We start from the raw sequence: 16,931 nt of genomic DNA on the forward strand, positions 1-16,931 counted from the left end.
GCTCACATGGGGGTCAGCGCTTGGTGTGCTCGCGCTCGTCGACGACGCGGCGGGACTTGTGCTCGGCGCGTTCGAGGGTGTTGGCGTCCACCGACTCGAAGGTCACGCGGACGCCGAGGAAGGACTGCAGCCCCGAGCCGGTCGTGCGCTCGAACTCGGAGCGCTGGCCCTCGGGCAGGGTGCACTCGGCCCGGACGATCATCTCGTCCATCGAGCCGGTGCGGCGCACGACGATCTGGTGCTCGCCGCCGTAGTCGGCCACGCCGCGCAGGTAGTTGTCGACCTCGGTCGGGTACACGTTCTCGCCGCGGATGTGGATCATGTCGTCGATCCGGCCGTACACGCCGTCGGGCAGCTTCGGGTAGGTGCGCCCGCAGCCGTTGTCCTCCATCACCCAGCGGGTGAGGTCGTTCGACGCCAGCCGGATCATCGGCTGCGACGTGCGCTCGAGGTGGGTGTAGACCGGCGTGCCCTCGCTGCCGTACGGGACGGTGCGGAAGGTGGTCGGGTCGCAGACCTCGTGCCAGACGATGTCCTGCCAGAGCAGCATGCCGTCCGGGGTCCCGGCGGTGGCCGACGCCGACATGAACGGCGTCATCTCGGCCATCGTCCCGCAGTCGACGACCTGGGCGCCGAAGGCGTCGGCGATGGCGTCCCGGACCGCCGGCACCGAGGCGCCGGGCTCGCCCGAGAAGAACATGACCTTGAGCCCGAACTCCTTGGGGTCGATCTTCTCCTGCTGCGCGACCTCGGCGAGGCGCAGCGCGTAGGAGGGCGTCGCGTAGAACGCCGTGGGCTGCGTGCGGGCCAGCCAGGTCACGGCGCGGGCGGTCATGCCCTGCGCGCCGGCACCGAAGGGCAGGACGCGGCAGCGCAGCCGCTCGGCGCCGCTCATCGCGCCCCACGAGCCGAGGTAGAGGCTGAACAGCGCGGCGACGAAGACGGTGTCGCCGGGACGCACGCCCATGCCCCAGAGGATGCGGGCGTGGTTGTCGGCGATGACCTCCCAGTCACGCCGCCCGATCGCGAAGGCGGTCGGCATCCCGGTGGTGCCCGACGTGCCGTGGATGTGGTGGATCTCGGAGTCGTCGACGCAGGTGTAGTCACCGAACGGCGGGTGCTCGTGCTGCGCGGCCCGCATCTCCTCCTTCTGGATCACCGGGACCTGCTCGAAGGCCTCGAACGACGTGATGTCGGCGGGCTTGAGGTCCACGGCGTCCCACCTGCGCCGATAGAACGGCGACGTCGAGTACGCGTACTCCATGACCTCGCGCAGGCGCACGAGCACCGCGGCGTCGCGCTCGTCGGGATCCATGGTCTCGCGGTACGGGAACCAGTACGGCGACTCCGGGTCGGGCAGGTAGCTCTGGTCGTAGCCCGCCGGGAAGCGCCACTCCTCCATCTGCGAACTCATCTCAGGCCTTCCTCCGCTCGATCTCGGCGTCGTTCCAGGGCGTGAGGGCCTGGTAGTCCGGCACGAAGCCCAGGCCCTTGTCGGCGTCGGGGGACGGCGCGTCGCGGCTGGTCACGACGTCGACGACGGCCGGCGCGTTCTCCAGCGCGCGCCGCAGGGCGTCCGGCAGCTCCGCGGGGTCGGTGACGCGCTCGCCGTGCGCGCCGAGGCTGCGGCCGAGCGCTGCGTAGTCGGAGAAGTCGAGCTCGGTGCCGACCACCAGCCCGTAGTTCTCCTGCTGGTCGTAGCGCTCGATGTTCCACGCGGCGTTGTTGGAGACGATCACGACGATCTTGGCGCCGTGCCGGACCGCGGTGTCGATGTCGGTGGCCGTGATCCCGAAGGCGCCGTCGCCGGTGACGGTGACGACGGGCCGGTCGGGGAACGCCAGCGATGCGGCGATCGCGAACGGCGTGCCGACGCCCAGGCAGCCGAAGGCGCCGGGGTCGAGGTAGCGGGCGCAGCGGGTGATCCCCAGGCGGGCGAACGACAGCAGGTCGCCGCCGTCCGCGACCATGATCGTCTCGCCGAGGTCGAGCGCCGTGCCGTCGAGGGCGTCGAGCGCGGCGAAGATGCGGTTCGGATGCATCCGCCCGTCGTCGCCGGCGGGGGTCTCGGCGAGCGTCGCCTTGTACTCCGCCGAGCGCTTCTCGTGCTTGGCCCGCAGCTCGTCGCGCCAGCTCGTGTCGGGCGAGTGGCCCTCGAGGGCGGCGGTCAGCGCGGTCATCACGGCGGCCGGGTCGGCCAGGATCTCGACCTCGCCGCGCCGGTTGTCGATGAGCTCGCTCGCGGTGTCGGCGATCCGCACGACCGTGGCGTTGCGGAAGACCGCCGGTGAGCCGAAGCCCAGCTGGTAGTCGAGCTGGCGGCCCACCGTGATGAGCAGGTCGCAGTCGCGCATCACCGCCGAGCGGGCCGACCCGACGCCGGCGGGGTGGTCGGCGGGGACGAGGCCGCGGGACTCCTGGGTGTCGAGGTACGCCGCGCCGCTGGCGTCGAGGAATCGCACGAGCTCGCGGCCGTCGGTGACGCGGGCGCCGCGGCCGCTGATGACCGCGGGCCTGCTCGTGTTCCGGACGAGGTCGGCCACCGCCGCGACGTCGTCGGGATGCGGCTGCGGGCGCCGGCGGGGCTTGGCCCGCAGGTGCTCGTCGGTCACCAGCGCCGGCGCGACCTCCTGCCGCAGCACGTCGGTCGGGATCTCGACGTAGACCGGGCCGGGCTCGCCGCGGTCACCCGACGCCCGGGCCCAGGCCTCGTCGAGCTCGCGCAGGACCTGGTCGTGCTGGCGCAGCGTGCGCGACAGCCGCGTGACGGGGGCGAGGATCTCGGTGTGCGGGATGTCCTGCAGCGGCCCCATGTTGGCCTGGGGGCGGGGCGGGCAGCCGCCGAAGACGAGCAGCGGGATGCGGCTGATCGAGGCGTTCGCGACGGCGGTGACGGTGTTGGTCACGCCCGGCCCGGCGGTCACGAGCGCGACGGCGGTCTCGCCGGTGAGCTCGGAGTGGGCGTGGGCCATGTGCACCGCCGAGCCCTCGTCGCGCACGTCGACGATGCGCACGCCGAGACGCGCGAGCTGGTCCCAGACCGGCTGGATGTGGCCGCCCTGCAGTCCGAAGACTCGATCGACGCCGTGGTCGCGGAAGAACCGCGCCACCAGGTCGGCGACGACGACCGGGCCGTTCTCCGCCATCCGCTCCTCCTCCTCGAGACAGTCCGGACGCGGAACGGTCGGTTGGCCCCTGTGACCGGGGGCATTCCGTCTCCGCTCCCCGTGATCGGCGCCACGTGACCGCTCCCACACGTACCGTGCCGCATTCTGAATTCAGAAGTCAAGCAGCACGGGCAGATCCGCGATCCGGCCAGGCGCTACGCTGGGCAGTCGGAACACCGACCGAGAAGGACCTCCGAGGAGGATCCGTGCTGCTCGCGGAGCCGAGCCGGGGCACCGTCCGGGGACGGTGCCGATGACGGCGCTCCCGACTCCCCCGTCCCGCACCGAGCAGGTGTTCGACGCGATCGTCGACGACATCTGCACCGGCAAGCTGACGCCGGGGACCCCGCTGCGCCAGGAACAGCTGGCGGAGCGCTTCAACGTCTCGCGTCAGCCCATCCAGCAGGCGCTGCTGCTGCTGCGCAATCAGGGCCTGGTCCGGGAGTTCGGCCGGCGGGGGCTCGAGGTCGCCCCCCTGGACCGCGAGTTCGTCAGCCACCTCTACGACCTGCGCGAGCTGCTCGACGGCTACGCGGCCCGCCTCGCCGCGGAACGGCGCAGCGAGTCGTGGCTGTCCGAGGCCGCGGGGATCGTCGACCTCGGCGAGCGCGCCTTCGCCGACCGGGCGTTCGCGCGGATGATCTCGGCCGACGTCGAGTTCCACCGCGCGGTCGTCGAGGCCGCCGGCAACCCGCTGCTCACCGAGAGCACCGCGGTGATGTGGCGCAACGTCCAGCGCGTGATGGGCGAGGTCCTGCTCCAGGGCGGCTCGCCGGCCTGGGTGTGGGAGGACCACGCCGCGATCCTCGACGCGATCACCCGCGGCGACGCGCCGCACGCCGAGGAGCTGGCCCGTCGCCACGCAGCCCACGGCGAGCAACTGATCCTCGACGCGATGGGTACCGCGGACGAGGACGACGCCGCCGACGCCTGACGCCGGCTACCGACCCCCGAGCGCGACGGCGCGCCGCTCCCGCGGTGTCGTCCCGAACGCCCGCCTGAACCGCCGGGAGAAGTGCGCGGCGTCGCGGAAGCCCCACTCGTGGGCGATCGTCGCGACGGACTTGTGCGCGGATTCCGCACGGCCCAGCTCGTCGTGGGCGGCGTCGAGCCGCCGCGCGATGATCGACTGCTCCAGGCTGGCGCCGGCTCTCGCGAAGAGCCCGAACAGCTGGCGGCGCGAGATGTTGTGCACCGCGGCGATCTCGTCGGCCCCGAGGTCCGGGTCGCGCAGACGCTGGCGCACGTACTCGTGGATGCGCACCACGAGCGTCTCGTGGTGCACCGAGCGCTCCGTGGCGTCCGGGGCCGCCGTCGACACGAGCAGGGCCCGGACGAGATCGATGCTCGCCGCGCCGATCGCCGCGGCCTGGTCGCCGGCGGCCAGGCGGTCGGCCTCGCCGAACAGGTCGACGACGTGGCGGCTCACGAGACCGGCGAGCGGGCTGGTGTCGAGCGCGCCGGACGCCGCCCGGACGGTGTCCACGGGCAGCCCGAGCGCGTCGAGGGGTATCTGCAGGGCACGGGAGGCGCCCGTCGTCGCCCAGGAGAACGCGAACGGCGCCGTGAGGTCGACCAGCATGAGCCGCCCCGGAGGGATGTCCTGCCGGCGCCCGAACTGCTCGTGCCGTGCCGTGCTCCGCTCCTGGACCGCGAGCGCGACGATCGGCGCGCCGTCCCGCCGCGCCCCACCGGCGGTGCGGGACATCGCCATCCCGGACGACGCGCTGCGGAAGAGGTGCAGCCGCCCGAGCTGCCAGAGCTCCATGCGCGCGTGGAGCTCATCGTGCGGGACGAGGGTGACCGTGGCGGCGCTGGCCTCCGCCATGAGCGTTGCGACGAGGTCCGCGCGCCCGGCCGCGGGCGCGTCCCGCGAGTCGAGCACCAACATGGTGACTCACCGTAGACGGCCCACCGTGCCGAACCAACGATGAACGGCACAGAGGGGCAAGAGCTGCGCATCCTGGGACAACTCCGACACCGATCGTCTACCTATCGTCACAGCAAGCCGATCGACGCTGCGCCGATCGGGGCAGAGACGACGAAGGGCCGCCCATGAGCAGCACCCCCGACACCATCGTCCTCGTCCACGGTTTCTGGGTGACGCCACGCTCGTGGGAGCAGTGGATCGCGCACTACGAGGCGAAGGGCTACCGGGTCGTGGCGCCGGCCTACCCCGGTTTCGAGGCCGAGGTCGAGTCGCTCAACGCCGATCCCGCGCCCGTCGAGGCCGTCACGATCCCGGCGATCGTCGAGCACCTCGAGGGGGTGCTCCGGGGGCTCTCCTCCCCGCCGATCATCATCGGGCACTCCGCCGGCGGGGCGTTCACGCAGATCCTGCTCGACCACGGGTTCGGCGCCGCGGGCGTCGCCCTCAACTCGGCGCCGACCGAGGGTGTCCCGGTCGTCCCGCTCTCGCAGGTGAAGGCGACGTTCCCGGTGCTCAAGAATCCGGCGAACCGGCACCGCGCCGTCCGCTACGACTTCGCGCACTGGAACTACGCCTTCACCAACACGTTCCCCGAGAGCGAGGCCCGCGCCCTCCACGACCGCTACGCCGTGCCCGTGTCCGGCCGCATCCTGTTCGAGAGCGCCCTGGCGAACCTCACCCCGGGCCACCAGGGCACGTGGGTGGACTACGGCAACGAGGGCCGGGCGCCGCTGCTGTTCGTCGCCGGGAGCCAGGACAACATCATGCCGCCGAAGGTCCAGTGGTCGAACGCCGCGCACTACCGGGCGCCGGGCACCACCACCGAGGTCGTCGAGTTCGGGAGCAAGCCCCACCTGCTGCCCGCGGCCCCGGGCTGGGAGGAGATCGCCGACTACGTCCTCGCCTGGGCCCTGCGCCACGCGACCACCCCGCCGCCCGTCGTCGCTCCCCCGCCCGCGCCGGCCGAGCCCGTGAGCGTCTGACGCGGGTCATCCCGCACGGGTGATGCGGGCGGTCGCGGCCGACGCCACCGTCGCGGCGTCCCGTTCGTCCGACTCCGGGGGCCCGATGGTCGTCGCGGGCGCGCCGCCGGACACCGAGGCGCCGGTCCGCGGACCCCGCGGATGGGTCCGCTTCCTCGCCGGGTTCGCCGTGCTCTGGGCGCTGCTCCAGGGTCTCGCGTCGCTCGACCCGTCGGCACGCGGCGGGGTGCTCGTCCTGGCCGTCGTCCTCGTCGCCGCCGTGGTCGTCGAGCGGGTGCTGCACGGCCCCGGGGGCGCGCTGCGCCGGCTGGGGCTCGGACGCCCGGGGGCGCCTGCTCGTGCGACCCGACGGATACGTCGCGTGGGCCGGGGACGAGGGCGCCGAGCTGGTCGACCACGTGCGCGACGCCGTCCGGACGTGGTGCGGGGCGGCGCCGGAGCACGTCTCCTGAGTCGGGTCAGGCCGTCGCGTCGCGGTGGAGGCCGAGCAGGTGGCGGTAGGTCGCGGCGCTGACCCCGATCATCGCCCGCTCGTCCTCGGTGGTCTCCCGGCGCACCTTGCCGGGGACGCCCGCGACCAGCGAGTTCGGCGGCACGACCACGCCCTGGGAGATCACCGCGCCCGCGGCGACGACGGAACCCCGGCCCACCACGGCGCCGTTCATGATCACCGCGCCCATCCCGACGAGGCAGTCGTCCTCGACGGTGCAGCCGTGGACGACGGCGCGGTGCCCGACGGTCACGTTGCTGCCGATCGAGGCGGGGAAGCCGGGGTCGGCGTGGACGACGGTGCCGTCCTGGATGCTCGTGCCCTCCCCCACCGTCACCTCGGCGGTGTCGGCGCGCACCACGGCGGTGTACCAGACACCGGTCTCCGTCCCGATCGTGACGCGGCCCGCGACGACCGCGCCGGGCGCGACCCACGCGCCCTCGGCGATCGCCGGGGTGTGGCCGTCGACGGTGATCAGCTGCACGGCGCGCATCCTCCCAGCCGCGCGCCGGGGCGTGCGCGGGTGTTGCAGCGAACGGGTATCTCGTGCGCGTAGAAGCAGCGAATGTGGCGTTCGCTGCGTTCCGGGGAGCAGCCGGCGGGGGTTCGCTGCGTTCCGGGGCGTGAGCCGGCCGGCGTCCGCTGCGTTCCGGGGAGCCGTCAGCCGGCGGCGGGGCGGCTCGCGCGCAGACGCTCGCACCAGCGCCCGGCGCCGGCGTCGGTGAGCACCGCGACCTGGTCGACGACGACGCGCAGCCGCTCGGCGTCGCCGGCGGCGGCCTCCCACGCGGGGACGAAGGCCGGGTCGAGGGCGTGCGGGGCGCCGGCGACGAGGCGCTCGACGAGCTCGGTGACGAGGGCCCGCTGGCGCTGCTGCACGGCGAGGCGGGCGGGGTCGCGCATCACCCAGCGCAGCGCGGCGGCCTTGAGCACGGCGACCTCGGCACCGATCGGCGCGGGGATCACGAGGTCGGCGCCGTGACCGGCGGGGACGACGTCCTCGCCGAGCGCGTCGCGGGTGGCGTCGACGGTGCCGGCGACGAAGCGGCCGACGAGCTCGCTGGTCAGCCGCTTGAGCGCCGCCGTCGCGGCCAGCGAGCCGTCGTGGGCGCCGTGGGCCGCCGCGGCCCGGACGGAGGGGAGCTCGGCGAGCACCCCGGCGGCGTGCTCGAGGTCGGACCGCGGCGCGGTGGAGAACGCCTCGGCGGCGAGCGCCGCGAGCTCGGCGCGCTCGGCGGGGCTCGCGAGCCAGCCCAGCACGATGCGCCCGGCGAGGATGCCGTCCTCGAGGTCGTGCACGGAGTAGGCGACGTCGTCGGCCCAGTCCATGATCTGCGCCTCGACGCAGCGCCGGTCGGCGGGTGCGCCCTCGCGCACCCAGGCGAACACCGGCAGGTCGTCGGCGTAGACACCGAACTTGCGCCGGCCGGGGCGCTGCGTCCACGGGTACTTGACGCAGGCGTCGAGGACCGCGCGGGTCAGGTTGAGCCCGCGGCACCGGTCGTCGTCGAGCACCTTGGGCTCGAGCCGCGTGAGGATCCGCAGCGTCTGCGCGTTGCCCTCGAACCCGCCGGCGTCGGCCGCCAGCTCGTGCAGGGCACGCTCGCCGTTGTGCCCGAACGGGGGGTGGCCGATGTCGTGGGCCAGGCCCGCGGTGTCGACGACGTCCGGGTCGGCGCCCAGGTCCTCGGCCATCCCGCGCCCGATCTGGGCGACCTCCAGCGAGTGCGTCAGGCGGGTGCGCGGGACGCCGGTCACCGCCGCGTCCTCGTCGGGGCCGACGACCTGGGTCTTGCCCGCGAGGCGGCGCAGCGCCGCGGAGTGCAGGACGCGGCCGCGGTCGCGGGCGAACGGCGAGCGCCGGTCGCGGCCGGGCTTGGGGGCCTCGTCGAACAACCGCGCGGCGCGGTGCCCCGGGCTGCCCAGCGTGGTCATGGCTAGCCCACGCCGGTGTCGGAGAAGTCGGTCGAGCCGTGGGTGAGGTGGTAGTAGATCAGCGCCCCGGTCTCGCGGACGATGTAGCGGAACTGGGTCTCGCGGGTCTGTACCACCGGTCCGCGCTTCGTCGGCGACGTCGTGGCGTCGAGGCCGACGTCGTCGGCCATCGTCCGCGACCGCAGGGAGTGCCACGGGTCGCTGACCAGGGCCGCCGACTCCCACCCCCGCTGCTCGGCGACGTTCGCGACGGCCTCGAAGCTCTCGTAGGTGTCGCGGCCGTCGTCGACCGGCAGCAGCGCCTGGCCCGGGACGCCGTTCTCGACGAGCCACTGCTCACCGGCCTGGGCCTCGGTGAACGCGTCGCCCGGCGCGGCCCCGCCGACCGTGACGATCCGGGGCGCGACACCCTGCTCGTAGAGCTCGAGGGCGTGCTGCAGGCGCGCCCGGAACACCGGCGACGGGCGGCCGTCGTACTGCGCGGCCCCGAGGACGACGATCATGTCCACGGGCTGGCGCTCGTCGACCCGACCCAGCTGCCAGACCCGGATCGCCGTGCCGCCGACCAGCAGCACCGCGATGACGAGCGCACCGACGACCACCCGTGGCGCCCAGCGCAGCGCGGCGCGGGCGGTGCTCGGCGGGTCGGGGGCGGGGCGGGGGCCGGCGGGGGTGGTGGGACCGCTCATGCGCCGATGGGTCCCGCCGAGCGGCCCAGCACCGACGGGTCGCGCCCGCTGCGCGCGGCGAGGACCTCGGCGACGATCGAGACCGCGGTCTCCGCGGGCGTCCGGGCGCCCAGGTCGAGCCCGACCGGGCCGTGGATGCGCTCGAGCTCGGCCTCGGTGACGCCGGCGCCGAGCAGGCGCTCGCGTCGCGCGGCCTGGGTGCGCCGGGACCCGAGCGCGCCGAGGAAGCCCCGGCCCTTCAGCCCCGTGCGCAGGACGGCGTCGAAGGCGGGGTCGTGGTCGAGCAGGACGAGCACGTCGGCGTCGGTGAACGCGGCGACCGTGGCATCGGCCTCCTCGACGGTGTCCGCGCGCCCCGCCGCCCACCCGAGCAGCCCGGCCTGCGCGGCCAGCGCGTCGGCGATCGCCCCGGGCCCGACGATCACCACCGTCGGCACGGGCACCCAGACGTCGACGAGCACGTCGGCACCCGCCTCGAGCGTCACGCGCTCGGTGACCGTGGCCCCGCGCCGCAGCAGCGTCCGCGCGTGGGCGGCCGCGGCGGCGTCGACCGCGGCGAAGCCCAGCGAGCCCTCGACCGCGTCGAGCTCGCCGCCGGTCAGGGCCATCGAGGCGGACCCGTCCGCCCGGGACACGAGCGCCGCGGGCACCCCGTCGGCGAAGGCCGCGGCCAGCGCCCGCGCCGGGGCGGCATCGAGCGGGTGGCCCAGCAGCGTCGCCCCGCCCGCGCAGGCCAGCCCGGCGGCGACGGCGTCGTCCTCGGCAACGTGCGCCACGACCGTCACCGGACCCGACCGCGCGTCCCGCGCCAGGGCCTCGGCGCTCGCGTCGAGCGCGCCGCGCAGCAGCCCCCCGCCGAGCGAGCCGTCGGCACCGGCGACCAGCAACTGGCCGGGCTCGACGGTGCCGAACCCGTGTCGATCGAGCACGCGCACCACCGCCCGGGCCTCGTCGCCCCGCGCCAGCACCCCGGCCACCTCGCTGCGGTCGCTCACGGCGTCCAGCGTAGGCGAGCGCGGCTCAGCAACCGATGAGGCGGGCGCCCAGGTAGGACTCGAGCTGGTCGAGCGCCACGCGCTCCTGCGTCATCGCGTCACGGTGGCGGACGGTGGCCGCCTGGTCGTTCAGCGAGTCGAAGTCGACGGTGACGCAGAACGGGGTGCCGATCTCGTCCTGGCGGCGGTAGCGACGCCCGATCGCGCCGGCGTCGTCGAACTCGACGTTCCAGTGGCGACGCAGCCGTGCGGCGACGTCGCGCGCCACCGGCGAGAGGTCGGCGTTGCGCGACAGCGGCAGCACCGCGGCCTTGACCGGGGCGAGCCGGGGGTCGAGGCGCAGCACGGTGCGCTTGTCGACGCCGCCCTTGGCGTTCGGGGCCTCGTCCTCGGTGTAGGCCTCGAGCAGGAACGTCATCAGCGAGCGCCCCACGCCCGCGGCGGGCTCGATGACGTACGGGCGGTAGCGCGAGTCGGTGGCCTGGTCGTAGTAGGACAGGTCGACGCCCGAGTGGTTCGAGTGCGTCGTCAGGTCGAAGTCGGTGCGGTTGGCGATGCCCTCGAGCTCGCCCCACTCCTGCCCGGCGTTGAAGCCGAAGCGGTACTCGATGTCGACGGTGCGCTTCGAGTAGTGGGAGAGCTTCTCCTTGGGGTGCTCGTAGTGCCGCAGGTTGTCCGCGGAGATCCCGAGGTCGGTGTACCAGCGCGTGCGCTCGTCGATCCAGTACTGGTGCCACTGCTCGTCGGAGCCGGGCTCGACGAAGAACTCCATCTCCATCTGCTCGAACTCGCGCGTGCGGAAGATGAAGTTGCCGGGCGTGATCTCGTTGCGGAAGCTCTTGCCGACCTGGCCGATGCCGAACGGCGGCTTCTTGCGCGACGTCGACATCACGTTGGCGAAGTTGACAAAGATGCCCTGCGCGGTCTCGGGGCGCAGGTAGTGCAGCCCCTCCTCGGACTCCACCGGGCCGAGGTAGGTCTTGAGCATCATGTTGAACTCGCGCGGCGGGGTGTACTCGCCGCGCACGCCGCAGTTCGGGCACGGGACGCCCGAGAGGTCGTAGAGCGTGTTCCCGTCGGCGTCGGTCGACTCCAACGACGGGCCGCCGGTGCGCTCGGCGAAGTCCTCGGCCAGCTGGTCGGCACGGAAGCGGCGGTGGCAGTTGGTGCACTCGACCAGCGGGTCGGTGAACACGTCCACGTGGCCCGACGCGACCCAGACCTGGCGCGGGAGGATCACGCTGGAGTCCAGCCCGACGACGTCGTCGCGGCCGTTCACGACGGCCTTCCACCATTGGCGCTTGAGGTTCTCCTTGACCTCGACGCCGAGCGGGCCGTAGTCCCACGCCGACCGGGTGCCGCCGTAGATCTCCCCGGACGGGAACACGAAGCCGCGGCGCTTGCAGAGGTTGACCACGGTCTCGATGCGGGCGCTGCCGGTGGGGGTGGGCACGGTGGAACTCCGGGGAATCGCAGGTGGATCACGCTGGCCTCGCCTGGCTGGCGGGTACACCCAGCGTAGCGAGCGGCGGGTCAGCGATCGGAGAGCAGGCTCGGGTGCTCGGTGACGCCGTCGGGACCGGCGACGAGGGCTCGCTCGTGGGCCGCGGGCTCGTCGGTCAGCGCCTCGGAGAGCAGCGGGACGACGTGCTCGCGGACGTCGAAGGGCTGCAGCGCACGCCGGTAGGCGGTGACCGTGGTGAACCGGGCGACGAGCACCCAGCGCCCCGGTTCCTCGATCGCGCGGCCGAGGTCCACGCTCTCGCAGCCCGGCTGGGCGGCCAGCAGCGCGACCGCCCGGCGGGCCCGCTCGAGGAACGGCTCCGCGCTCCCCTCCGCCGGCGCGAAGCGACAGACCAGCAGCATGCGGCCCTCCTGACCCCGTCGGTCGACAACGGATGCCATTATCGGGAGGGAGCACTCGACGAGCAGCGGGAGGTATCCGTGAGCGGTCGCGGACCGGGACGGGCGCGCTCGCCCTTCGCGCGTCGCCGCGGACGCATGGTGCCCGGCGACGGCCCGCTCGCGCGTGTACCCCCGGTGGCGGTGTTCGCGGTCGTGGCGGTCGTCTTCGCGGCCGGGGTGATCATCGGCGGGTTCGCCGGCGCGGTGCTCCTCGGGGCCCTCGCGATCGCCGTCGCCGTCCTGCTCGCCACGACGTGGCCCCGCCTGACGTCGGCCGAACGTCTGGTGCGCATCCTGGTCCTCGCGATCCTCGTGGCGATCACGGTCGGGCTGGTCGTGCGATGAGCGCGCCGCCCGGCCGGACCGCGGTGCCCGACCTCCCGGTCGTCCACGACGACGACGCCCACGACGTCCCCGCGCCGGAGATCCCCGCGTCCGTGGCGCTCGCCGCCGCGGGCGACCTGCTCCGGGCCCTCGCCGCCCCGGTGCGCATCGCGATCGTGCTGCAGCTGCGCGCCTCGCCGCGCTGCGTGCACGAGCTGGTCGACGCGCTCGCCGTGACCCAGCCGCTGATCAGCCAGCACCTGCGCGTGCTCAAGGCCGCCGGCGTGGTGCGCGGCGACCGGCGGGGGCGCGAGGTCGTCTACCGCCTCGTCGACGACCACCTCGCGCACATCGTCGTCGACGCCGTCGCCCACGTGGAGGAGGAGTCGTGAACTCACGCGCCCCCTCCGTCCCCGGGCTGCGCGCGACACGCCAGCGGGCGGCGATCGCCGGGCTGCTCGACGAGCTCGACGACTTCCGCTCCGCCCAGGAGATCCACGAGGAGCTCCGCCGACGCGGCGAGGGCATCGGTCTGACCACCGTATACCGCACCCTGCAGGCCCTCGCCGACGCCGACGAGGTCGACGTGCTGCGCACGGGCACCGGCGAGGCGTCCTACCGCCGCTGCTCCGAGCACCACCACCATCACCTCGTCTGCCGCGCGTGCGGCAAGACCGTCGAGGTCGAGGGCCCGGCCGTCGAGCACTGGGCCGACCGCGTCGCCACCCAGCACGGGTTCGCCGAGATCTCGCACACCGTGGAGATCCTCGGCATCTGCGCCGACTGCCGCGCCGCCGCCCGCTGAGGCTCATCGCGCCCGGGGTGTGCGAGGAATGCGGCTTTCCTGGCGTCTGACGCCAGGATCGCCACAGGCTCGCCGGCGCGACACGCCGGGAGGCGCCGCCGTCCGGGGCGCGCCGCGGGTCGGGCCTCGCGAGTGGCGCGTTCCGCAGGTCGGCGGGCCCGTCGATCATGCGCAACGTGCCGGTCGCCCGGGCGGCGCGCCGCGGCCGCAGCGAAGGCGTCCCTCGCTGCGCCCGGCGCAGTGAGGGCGTCCCTCGCTCCCGCGACCACGCACCCAGGGCGCCCCTCGCTCCCGCGACCACGAACCCAGGGCGCCCCTCGCACCGCCCCGGACACGCGGGAGCCGGGCCCCCGGACGGGGATCCGGCTTCCCGGTGCCTGCCTACTCCCGGTCAGCGCTCGGACGCCCCGCCGGTTCGGCCTGGGCACCCGGGCCCGTGTCGACGACCTCGGTGCCACCCGGGTCGTCGTCCTTGGGCACCGCCCTGGCCTGGGCCCGCGCCTCCTCCGGGTCCGCCGGCACGACGGGGGTCTCGCCCGTCGAGAACGGATCCTGCACGCCGTACACCTCGGCGTACGTCGGCCCGGTCGCGTCGCCGTTGGCCTGGCGCCGGGCGCTCGTGGCCGGGAAGGCCTGGACGCGCAGGTAGAAGTCCTCGCCGTGCTTGTCGGTGCCGTGGTCGATGGCCTGCTCCATGACCTCGAGGCCCTTGCGCTCGCGCAGGACGATCGGGTCGTGGTTGAGGTCGCGCATGAACGCGATGCAGAGGAACACCATGATCACGACGAAGGGCGCCGCCACGAGGATCGTGAGGCTCTGCAGGCCGGACAGGGCGTCCTCGCCGCCGACGAGCAGCATGATGATCGCGACCGCGCCCATCGTGGAGCCCCAGAAGATGACCACCCAGCGCGAGGGCTCGTCGGTGCCGCGCTGCGAGAGCGTGCCGGTGACGATCGACGCGGCGTCGGCGCCGGAGACGAAGAAGATCGCCACCAGGACCATGACGAGCAGCCCGGTGAACGTCGCCCACGGGTAGGCCTGCAGGACGGCGAAGAGCTGCTGCTCGGTGCCCGCGGCGGCCGGGTCGAGGCCCGCCTGCTGCTGGCTGATCGCCGTGCCGCCGAAGATCGCGAACCACAGGAGGCTCACGAGGCTCGGCACCAGGATCACGCCGCCGACGAACTGGCGGATAGTGCGGCCGCGGCTGATCTTCGCCAGGAACATGCCGACGAAGGGCGTCCAGGAGATCCACCAGGCCCAGTAGAAGACCGTCCAGCTGCTGAGCCAGTCGAGCATCGCCGTGCCGCCGGTGGCCTCGGTGCGCCCGACCATCTCGGCGAAGTCGCCGAAGTACGCGCCGACCGCCGTCGGCAGCAGGTCGAGGATGATCACCGTCGGGCCGACGACGAACACGAACAGCGCCAGCACGCCGGCCAGCACCATGTTGATGTTCGACAGCCACTGGATGCCCTTGGCGACGCCGGAGACGGCCGAGAGCACGAACGCCGCGGTGAGCACCACGATCAGCGGGACGAGGACCTCGTTGCCCGCGCCGGGCAGGAAGCCCGTGGCGTCGAGCCCGCCGCCGATCTGCAGGGCGCCCAGGCCCAGCGAGGCCGCCGACCCGAAGATCGTCGCGAAGATCGCGATGATGTCGATGACCCGGCCGACGGCGCCGTTGGCGGCCTTCTCGCCGATGAGCGGGATGAACGCCGAGCTGATCAGCTGGCGACGGCCCTTGCGGAACGTCGAGTACGCGATCGCGAGGCCGACCACCGCGTAGATCGCCCACGGGTGCAGCGTCCAGTGGAACAGCGAGGTCGCCATCGCCGTACGCAGGGCCTCGACCTGGTCGCCGGGCGGTACCGATCCGGGCGGCGGCTCGGTGAAGAACGAGAGCGGCTCGGCCACGCCGTAGAACATGAGCCCGATGCCCATGCCGGCGCTGAACATCATGGCGATCCACGAGACCGTGCGGAACTCGGGCTGCTCGTCGTCACGCCCGAGCTTGATCTTGCCGAAGCGGCTGAAGGCGAGCCAGAGCGCGAACACCACGAAGCCGGTGGCCGCGAGGATGAAGCCCCAGCCACCCCCGCGGATGAGTCCCTCGAGCATCGCGCCCGAGGCGCTGCTGAGGCTCTCGGTGCCGACCACGCCCCAGACGACGAAGACGACGGCGAGCGCCGCGCCCACGCCGAACACGACCCAGTCGGTGCCGTGCTTCCGGTCCGTTGCCGAGGCGGCCCCGGTGGTCGCGGGCTCGTCCGGCTCGGCCGCCGACGGGCCCGGCGGTGACGAGAGATCCTGTGTCATCACGCGTCGCGTCTCCCGGCCGTGATCTCCACCGGGGACGCCCCTCCTCTCCGGATGGACGGCGGTCGGCGGAGTCTACGGGTCTTATGGGCTGATTCGTCCCACTTTCGGCAGATTCGTGACGTCCGTTGCGTCGCGCACAACGGGCGACGGGAGGCCGTCAGCCGGCGTCGATGAGATCCGTCCGGACCTGGGAGGCCGTCGACACGACGAGCATGAGCAGGGTGCGGAGCGCACCGACGGAGAGGCCCTCGGCCGGGAAGGCGTAGCGGAGGGTCACGTCCCAGCCGCGGTCGGTGGCGACGGCGCCGAGGGTGCCGAACAGCCCCTGACCGGCGCGTTCGGCGACCTGCCGGGGGACGTCGGCGTCGGCGAGATCCCAGGCGACGACGCACGTCAGGCTCAGCACGGCGAGGCCCTCGACCAGCTCGATCCCCTGGATCGCGCAGGGCACGCCGTCGTGGCGGAACGACAGCGCCCCGTCGTCGTCGACGTGCACGTCCACGAACTGCTCCATCGCCTCCCGGGCGGTGATGAGCAGGCTCGCCGTGGTCGCGGCCTCCCGGCTCACGAGGTGCCCGTCCCGTCGGCGCTGTCCATCGCGCCCCCGTAGCGGCGGTCGCGGCTGGCGTAGATCTCGCACGCCTCCCAGAGGTGGCGGCGGTCGAAGTCCGGGAAGAGCGTGTCCAGGAAGACCATCTCGGCGTACGCCGACTGCCAGAGCAGGAAGTTCGACGTCCGCTGCTCCCCCGAGCTGCGCAGGAACAGGTCGACGTCGGGCATGTCGGGCTCGTCGAGATGACGGGCGAGGGCCTTCTCGTCGATGCGCTCCGGGTCGATCTCGCCGCGCGCGGCCCGGCGCGCGAGCTCACGGGCGGCGCCGACGATCTCCGCGCGCCCGCCGTAGTTGACGCACATGGTCAGCGTGACGACGTCGTTGTCGCGCGTCATCTCCTCGGCGATCTCCAGCTCCTTGATCACACTGCGCCAGAGCCGGGGCCGCTGTCCCGACCACCGCACGCGGACGCCCATCGCGTGCATCTCGTCGCGCCGCCGCCGGATCACATCGCGGTTGAAGCCGAGCAGGAAGCGCACCTCGTCGGGGCTGCGGCGCCAGTTCTCGGTGGAGAAGGCGTACGCGCTGATCCACTTCACGCCGATGTCGATGCAGCCGCGCACGACGTCGAGCAGCTGGGCCTCACCGTGCCGGTGGCCCTCGATGCGGGGCAGCCCACGCTGGTTGGCCCACCGCCCGTTGCCATCCATCACCAGCGCGACGTGGTTCGGCACCAGCTCCGCGGGGATCGGGGGTGGGGTCGCGCCGCTCGGGTGCGGGGTCGGCGCCATGATCGTCGGGTCACCGGGGCCGCGCAGCCGGCGGTCGTCGGTGCGTCC

The 16,931-nt window shown here is 73.6% G+C and carries 17 protein-coding genes and 1 pseudogene; 6 read left to right on the forward strand and 12 right to left on the reverse strand.

What is annotated here, in order from left to right; all coding sequences use genetic code 11:
• Positions 1-13: 13 nt before the first annotated feature.
• Positions 14-1,414: a phenylacetate--CoA ligase family protein gene (locus QSK03_RS16520; protein WP_285654042.1), complete on the reverse strand. Its 1,401-nt coding sequence runs from the start codon at positions 1,412-1,414 to the stop codon at positions 14-16.
• A 1-nt stretch (position 1,415) separates the two neighbouring features.
• Positions 1,416-3,146 (reverse strand): 2-hydroxyacyl-CoA lyase, encoded by a 1,731-nt coding sequence (locus QSK03_RS16525; RefSeq protein ID WP_285654044.1) that lies wholly within the window; start codon positions 3,144-3,146, stop codon positions 1,416-1,418.
• Between the two features lie 274 nt (positions 3,147-3,420).
• Here QSK03_RS16525 and QSK03_RS16530 point away from each other — a divergent pair, with 274 nt between their 5' ends.
• Positions 3,421-4,101 carry a GntR family transcriptional regulator gene (locus QSK03_RS16530; RefSeq protein ID WP_285654046.1) on the forward strand — a complete coding sequence of 227 codons (681 nt, stop codon included), beginning with the start codon at positions 3,421-3,423 and terminating at the stop codon, positions 4,099-4,101.
• 6 nt (positions 4,102-4,107) lie between these two features.
• Here QSK03_RS16530 and QSK03_RS16535 read toward each other — a convergent pair whose 3' ends face one another.
• Positions 4,108-5,058, reverse strand: coding sequence for a helix-turn-helix domain-containing protein (locus tag QSK03_RS16535; RefSeq protein ID WP_285654048.1), 951 nt, complete (start codon positions 5,056-5,058; stop codon positions 4,108-4,110).
• Between the two features lie 164 nt (positions 5,059-5,222).
• Between QSK03_RS16535 and QSK03_RS16540 the strand changes: the two genes are divergently transcribed.
• Entirely contained in the window at positions 5,223-6,080 is an 858-nt protein-coding gene (locus tag QSK03_RS16540) for an alpha/beta hydrolase (protein ID WP_285654049.1), read from the forward strand.
• Between the two features lie 329 nt (positions 6,081-6,409).
• Positions 6,410-6,532, forward strand: a pseudogene (locus tag QSK03_RS33145) (aromatic-ring hydroxylase C-terminal domain-containing protein); the annotation flags it as partial.
• A gap of 6 nt (positions 6,533-6,538) precedes the next feature.
• Here QSK03_RS33145 and QSK03_RS16545 read toward each other — a convergent pair.
• The 6 genes from QSK03_RS16545 to QSK03_RS16570 form a co-directional block, all read right to left on the reverse strand.
• Positions 6,539-7,048 carry a gamma carbonic anhydrase family protein gene (locus tag QSK03_RS16545; RefSeq protein WP_502872179.1) on the reverse strand — a complete coding sequence of 170 codons (510 nt, stop codon included), beginning with the start codon at positions 7,046-7,048 and terminating at the stop codon, positions 6,539-6,541.
• A 182-nt stretch (positions 7,049-7,230) separates the two neighbouring features.
• Positions 7,231-8,505, reverse strand: coding sequence for a deoxyguanosinetriphosphate triphosphohydrolase (locus QSK03_RS16550; protein ID WP_285654053.1), 1,275 nt, complete (start codon positions 8,503-8,505; stop codon positions 7,231-7,233).
• 2 nt (positions 8,506-8,507) lie between these two features.
• A complete protein-coding gene (locus QSK03_RS16555; RefSeq protein ID WP_285654055.1) occupies positions 8,508-9,194 on the reverse strand; it encodes a YdcF family protein in 687 nt (228 codons plus the stop codon).
• Positions 9,191-10,189 carry an XdhC family protein gene (locus QSK03_RS16560; RefSeq protein WP_285654057.1) on the reverse strand — a complete coding sequence of 333 codons (999 nt, stop codon included), beginning with the start codon at positions 10,187-10,189 and terminating at the stop codon, positions 9,191-9,193. The genes QSK03_RS16555 and QSK03_RS16560 overlap by 4 nt, the downstream gene beginning before the upstream one ends.
• A 25-nt stretch (positions 10,190-10,214) precedes the next feature.
• Positions 10,215-11,642: a glycine--tRNA ligase gene (locus QSK03_RS16565; protein WP_285654059.1), complete on the reverse strand. Its 1,428-nt coding sequence runs from the start codon at positions 11,640-11,642 to the stop codon at positions 10,215-10,217.
• 80 nt (positions 11,643-11,722) lie between these two features.
• Positions 11,723-12,055 (reverse strand): antibiotic biosynthesis monooxygenase, encoded by a 333-nt coding sequence (locus QSK03_RS16570; protein ID WP_285654061.1) that lies wholly within the window; start codon positions 12,053-12,055, stop codon positions 11,723-11,725.
• Between the two features lie 78 nt (positions 12,056-12,133).
• On the opposite strand from QSK03_RS16570, the gene QSK03_RS16575 reads away from it, so the two are divergent.
• Genes QSK03_RS16575 through QSK03_RS16585 form a run of 3 tightly spaced genes read left to right on the forward strand, consistent with a single transcriptional unit; the run spans position 12,134 to position 13,223 of the window.
• A complete protein-coding gene (locus tag QSK03_RS16575) occupies positions 12,134-12,439 on the forward strand; it encodes a DUF6703 family protein (protein WP_285654064.1) in 306 nt (101 codons plus the stop codon).
• A complete protein-coding gene (locus QSK03_RS16580) occupies positions 12,436-12,810 on the forward strand; it encodes an ArsR/SmtB family transcription factor (RefSeq protein WP_285654066.1) in 375 nt (124 codons plus the stop codon). Before QSK03_RS16575 ends, QSK03_RS16580 begins: the two co-directional genes overlap by 4 nt.
• A complete protein-coding gene (locus QSK03_RS16585) occupies positions 12,807-13,223 on the forward strand; it encodes a Fur family transcriptional regulator (RefSeq protein WP_285654068.1) in 417 nt (138 codons plus the stop codon). Before QSK03_RS16580 ends, QSK03_RS16585 begins: the two co-directional genes overlap by 4 nt.
• Positions 13,224-13,604: 381 nt before the next feature.
• Here QSK03_RS16585 and QSK03_RS16590 read toward each other — a convergent pair whose 3' ends face one another.
• The 3 genes from QSK03_RS16590 to QSK03_RS16600 form a co-directional block, all read right to left on the reverse strand.
• Positions 13,605-15,536 carry a BCCT family transporter gene (locus tag QSK03_RS16590; RefSeq protein ID WP_285654367.1) on the reverse strand — a complete coding sequence of 644 codons (1,932 nt, stop codon included), beginning with the start codon at positions 15,534-15,536 and terminating at the stop codon, positions 13,605-13,607.
• 160 nt (positions 15,537-15,696) lie between these two features.
• Entirely contained in the window at positions 15,697-16,107 is a 411-nt protein-coding gene (locus QSK03_RS16595; RefSeq protein WP_285654070.1) for a hypothetical protein, read from the reverse strand.
• Positions 16,104-16,883, reverse strand: coding sequence for an isoprenyl transferase (locus QSK03_RS16600; RefSeq protein WP_285654369.1), 780 nt, complete (start codon positions 16,881-16,883; stop codon positions 16,104-16,106). Before QSK03_RS16600 ends, QSK03_RS16595 begins: the two co-directional genes overlap by 4 nt.
• Between the last annotated feature and the right edge of the window lie 48 nt (positions 16,884-16,931).

It is taken from the genome of Actinomycetospora sp. NBRC 106375 (assembly GCF_030269665.1).
Lineage (GTDB): Bacteria > Actinomycetota > Actinomycetes > Mycobacteriales > Pseudonocardiaceae > Actinomycetospora.

Bases quoted from the DNA above. Each gene is read 5' to 3' on its own strand.
- QSK03_RS16535 (WP_285654048.1), bottom strand. From the start codon at position 5,058: ATGTTGGTGCTCGACTCGCGGGACGCGCCCGCGGCCGGGCGCGCGGAC.
- QSK03_RS16530 (WP_285654046.1), top strand. From the start codon at position 3,421: ATGACGGCGCTCCCGACTCCCCCGTCCCGCACCGAGCAGGTGTTCGAC.
- QSK03_RS16525 (WP_285654044.1), bottom strand. From the start codon at position 3,146: ATGGCGGAGAACGGCCCGGTCGTCGTCGCCGACCTGGTGGCGCGGTTC.
- QSK03_RS16540 (WP_285654049.1), top strand. From the start codon at position 5,223: ATGAGCAGCACCCCCGACACCATCGTCCTCGTCCACGGTTTCTGGGTG.
- QSK03_RS16580 (WP_285654066.1), top strand. From the start codon at position 12,436: ATGAGCGCGCCGCCCGGCCGGACCGCGGTGCCCGACCTCCCGGTCGTC.
- QSK03_RS16550 (WP_285654053.1), bottom strand. From the start codon at position 8,505: ATGACCACGCTGGGCAGCCCGGGGCACCGCGCCGCGCGGTTGTTCGAC.
- QSK03_RS16600 (WP_285654369.1), bottom strand. From the start codon at position 16,883: ATGGCGCCGACCCCGCACCCGAGCGGCGCGACCCCACCCCCGATCCCC.
- QSK03_RS16590 (WP_285654367.1), bottom strand. From the start codon at position 15,536: ATGACACAGGATCTCTCGTCACCGCCGGGCCCGTCGGCGGCCGAGCCG.
- QSK03_RS16570 (WP_285654061.1), bottom strand. From the start codon at position 12,055: ATGCTGCTGGTCTGTCGCTTCGCGCCGGCGGAGGGGAGCGCGGAGCCG.
- QSK03_RS16520 (WP_285654042.1), bottom strand. From the start codon at position 1,414: ATGAGTTCGCAGATGGAGGAGTGGCGCTTCCCGGCGGGCTACGACCAG.
- QSK03_RS16555 (WP_285654055.1), bottom strand. From the start codon at position 9,194: ATGAGCGGTCCCACCACCCCCGCCGGCCCCCGCCCCGCCCCCGACCCG.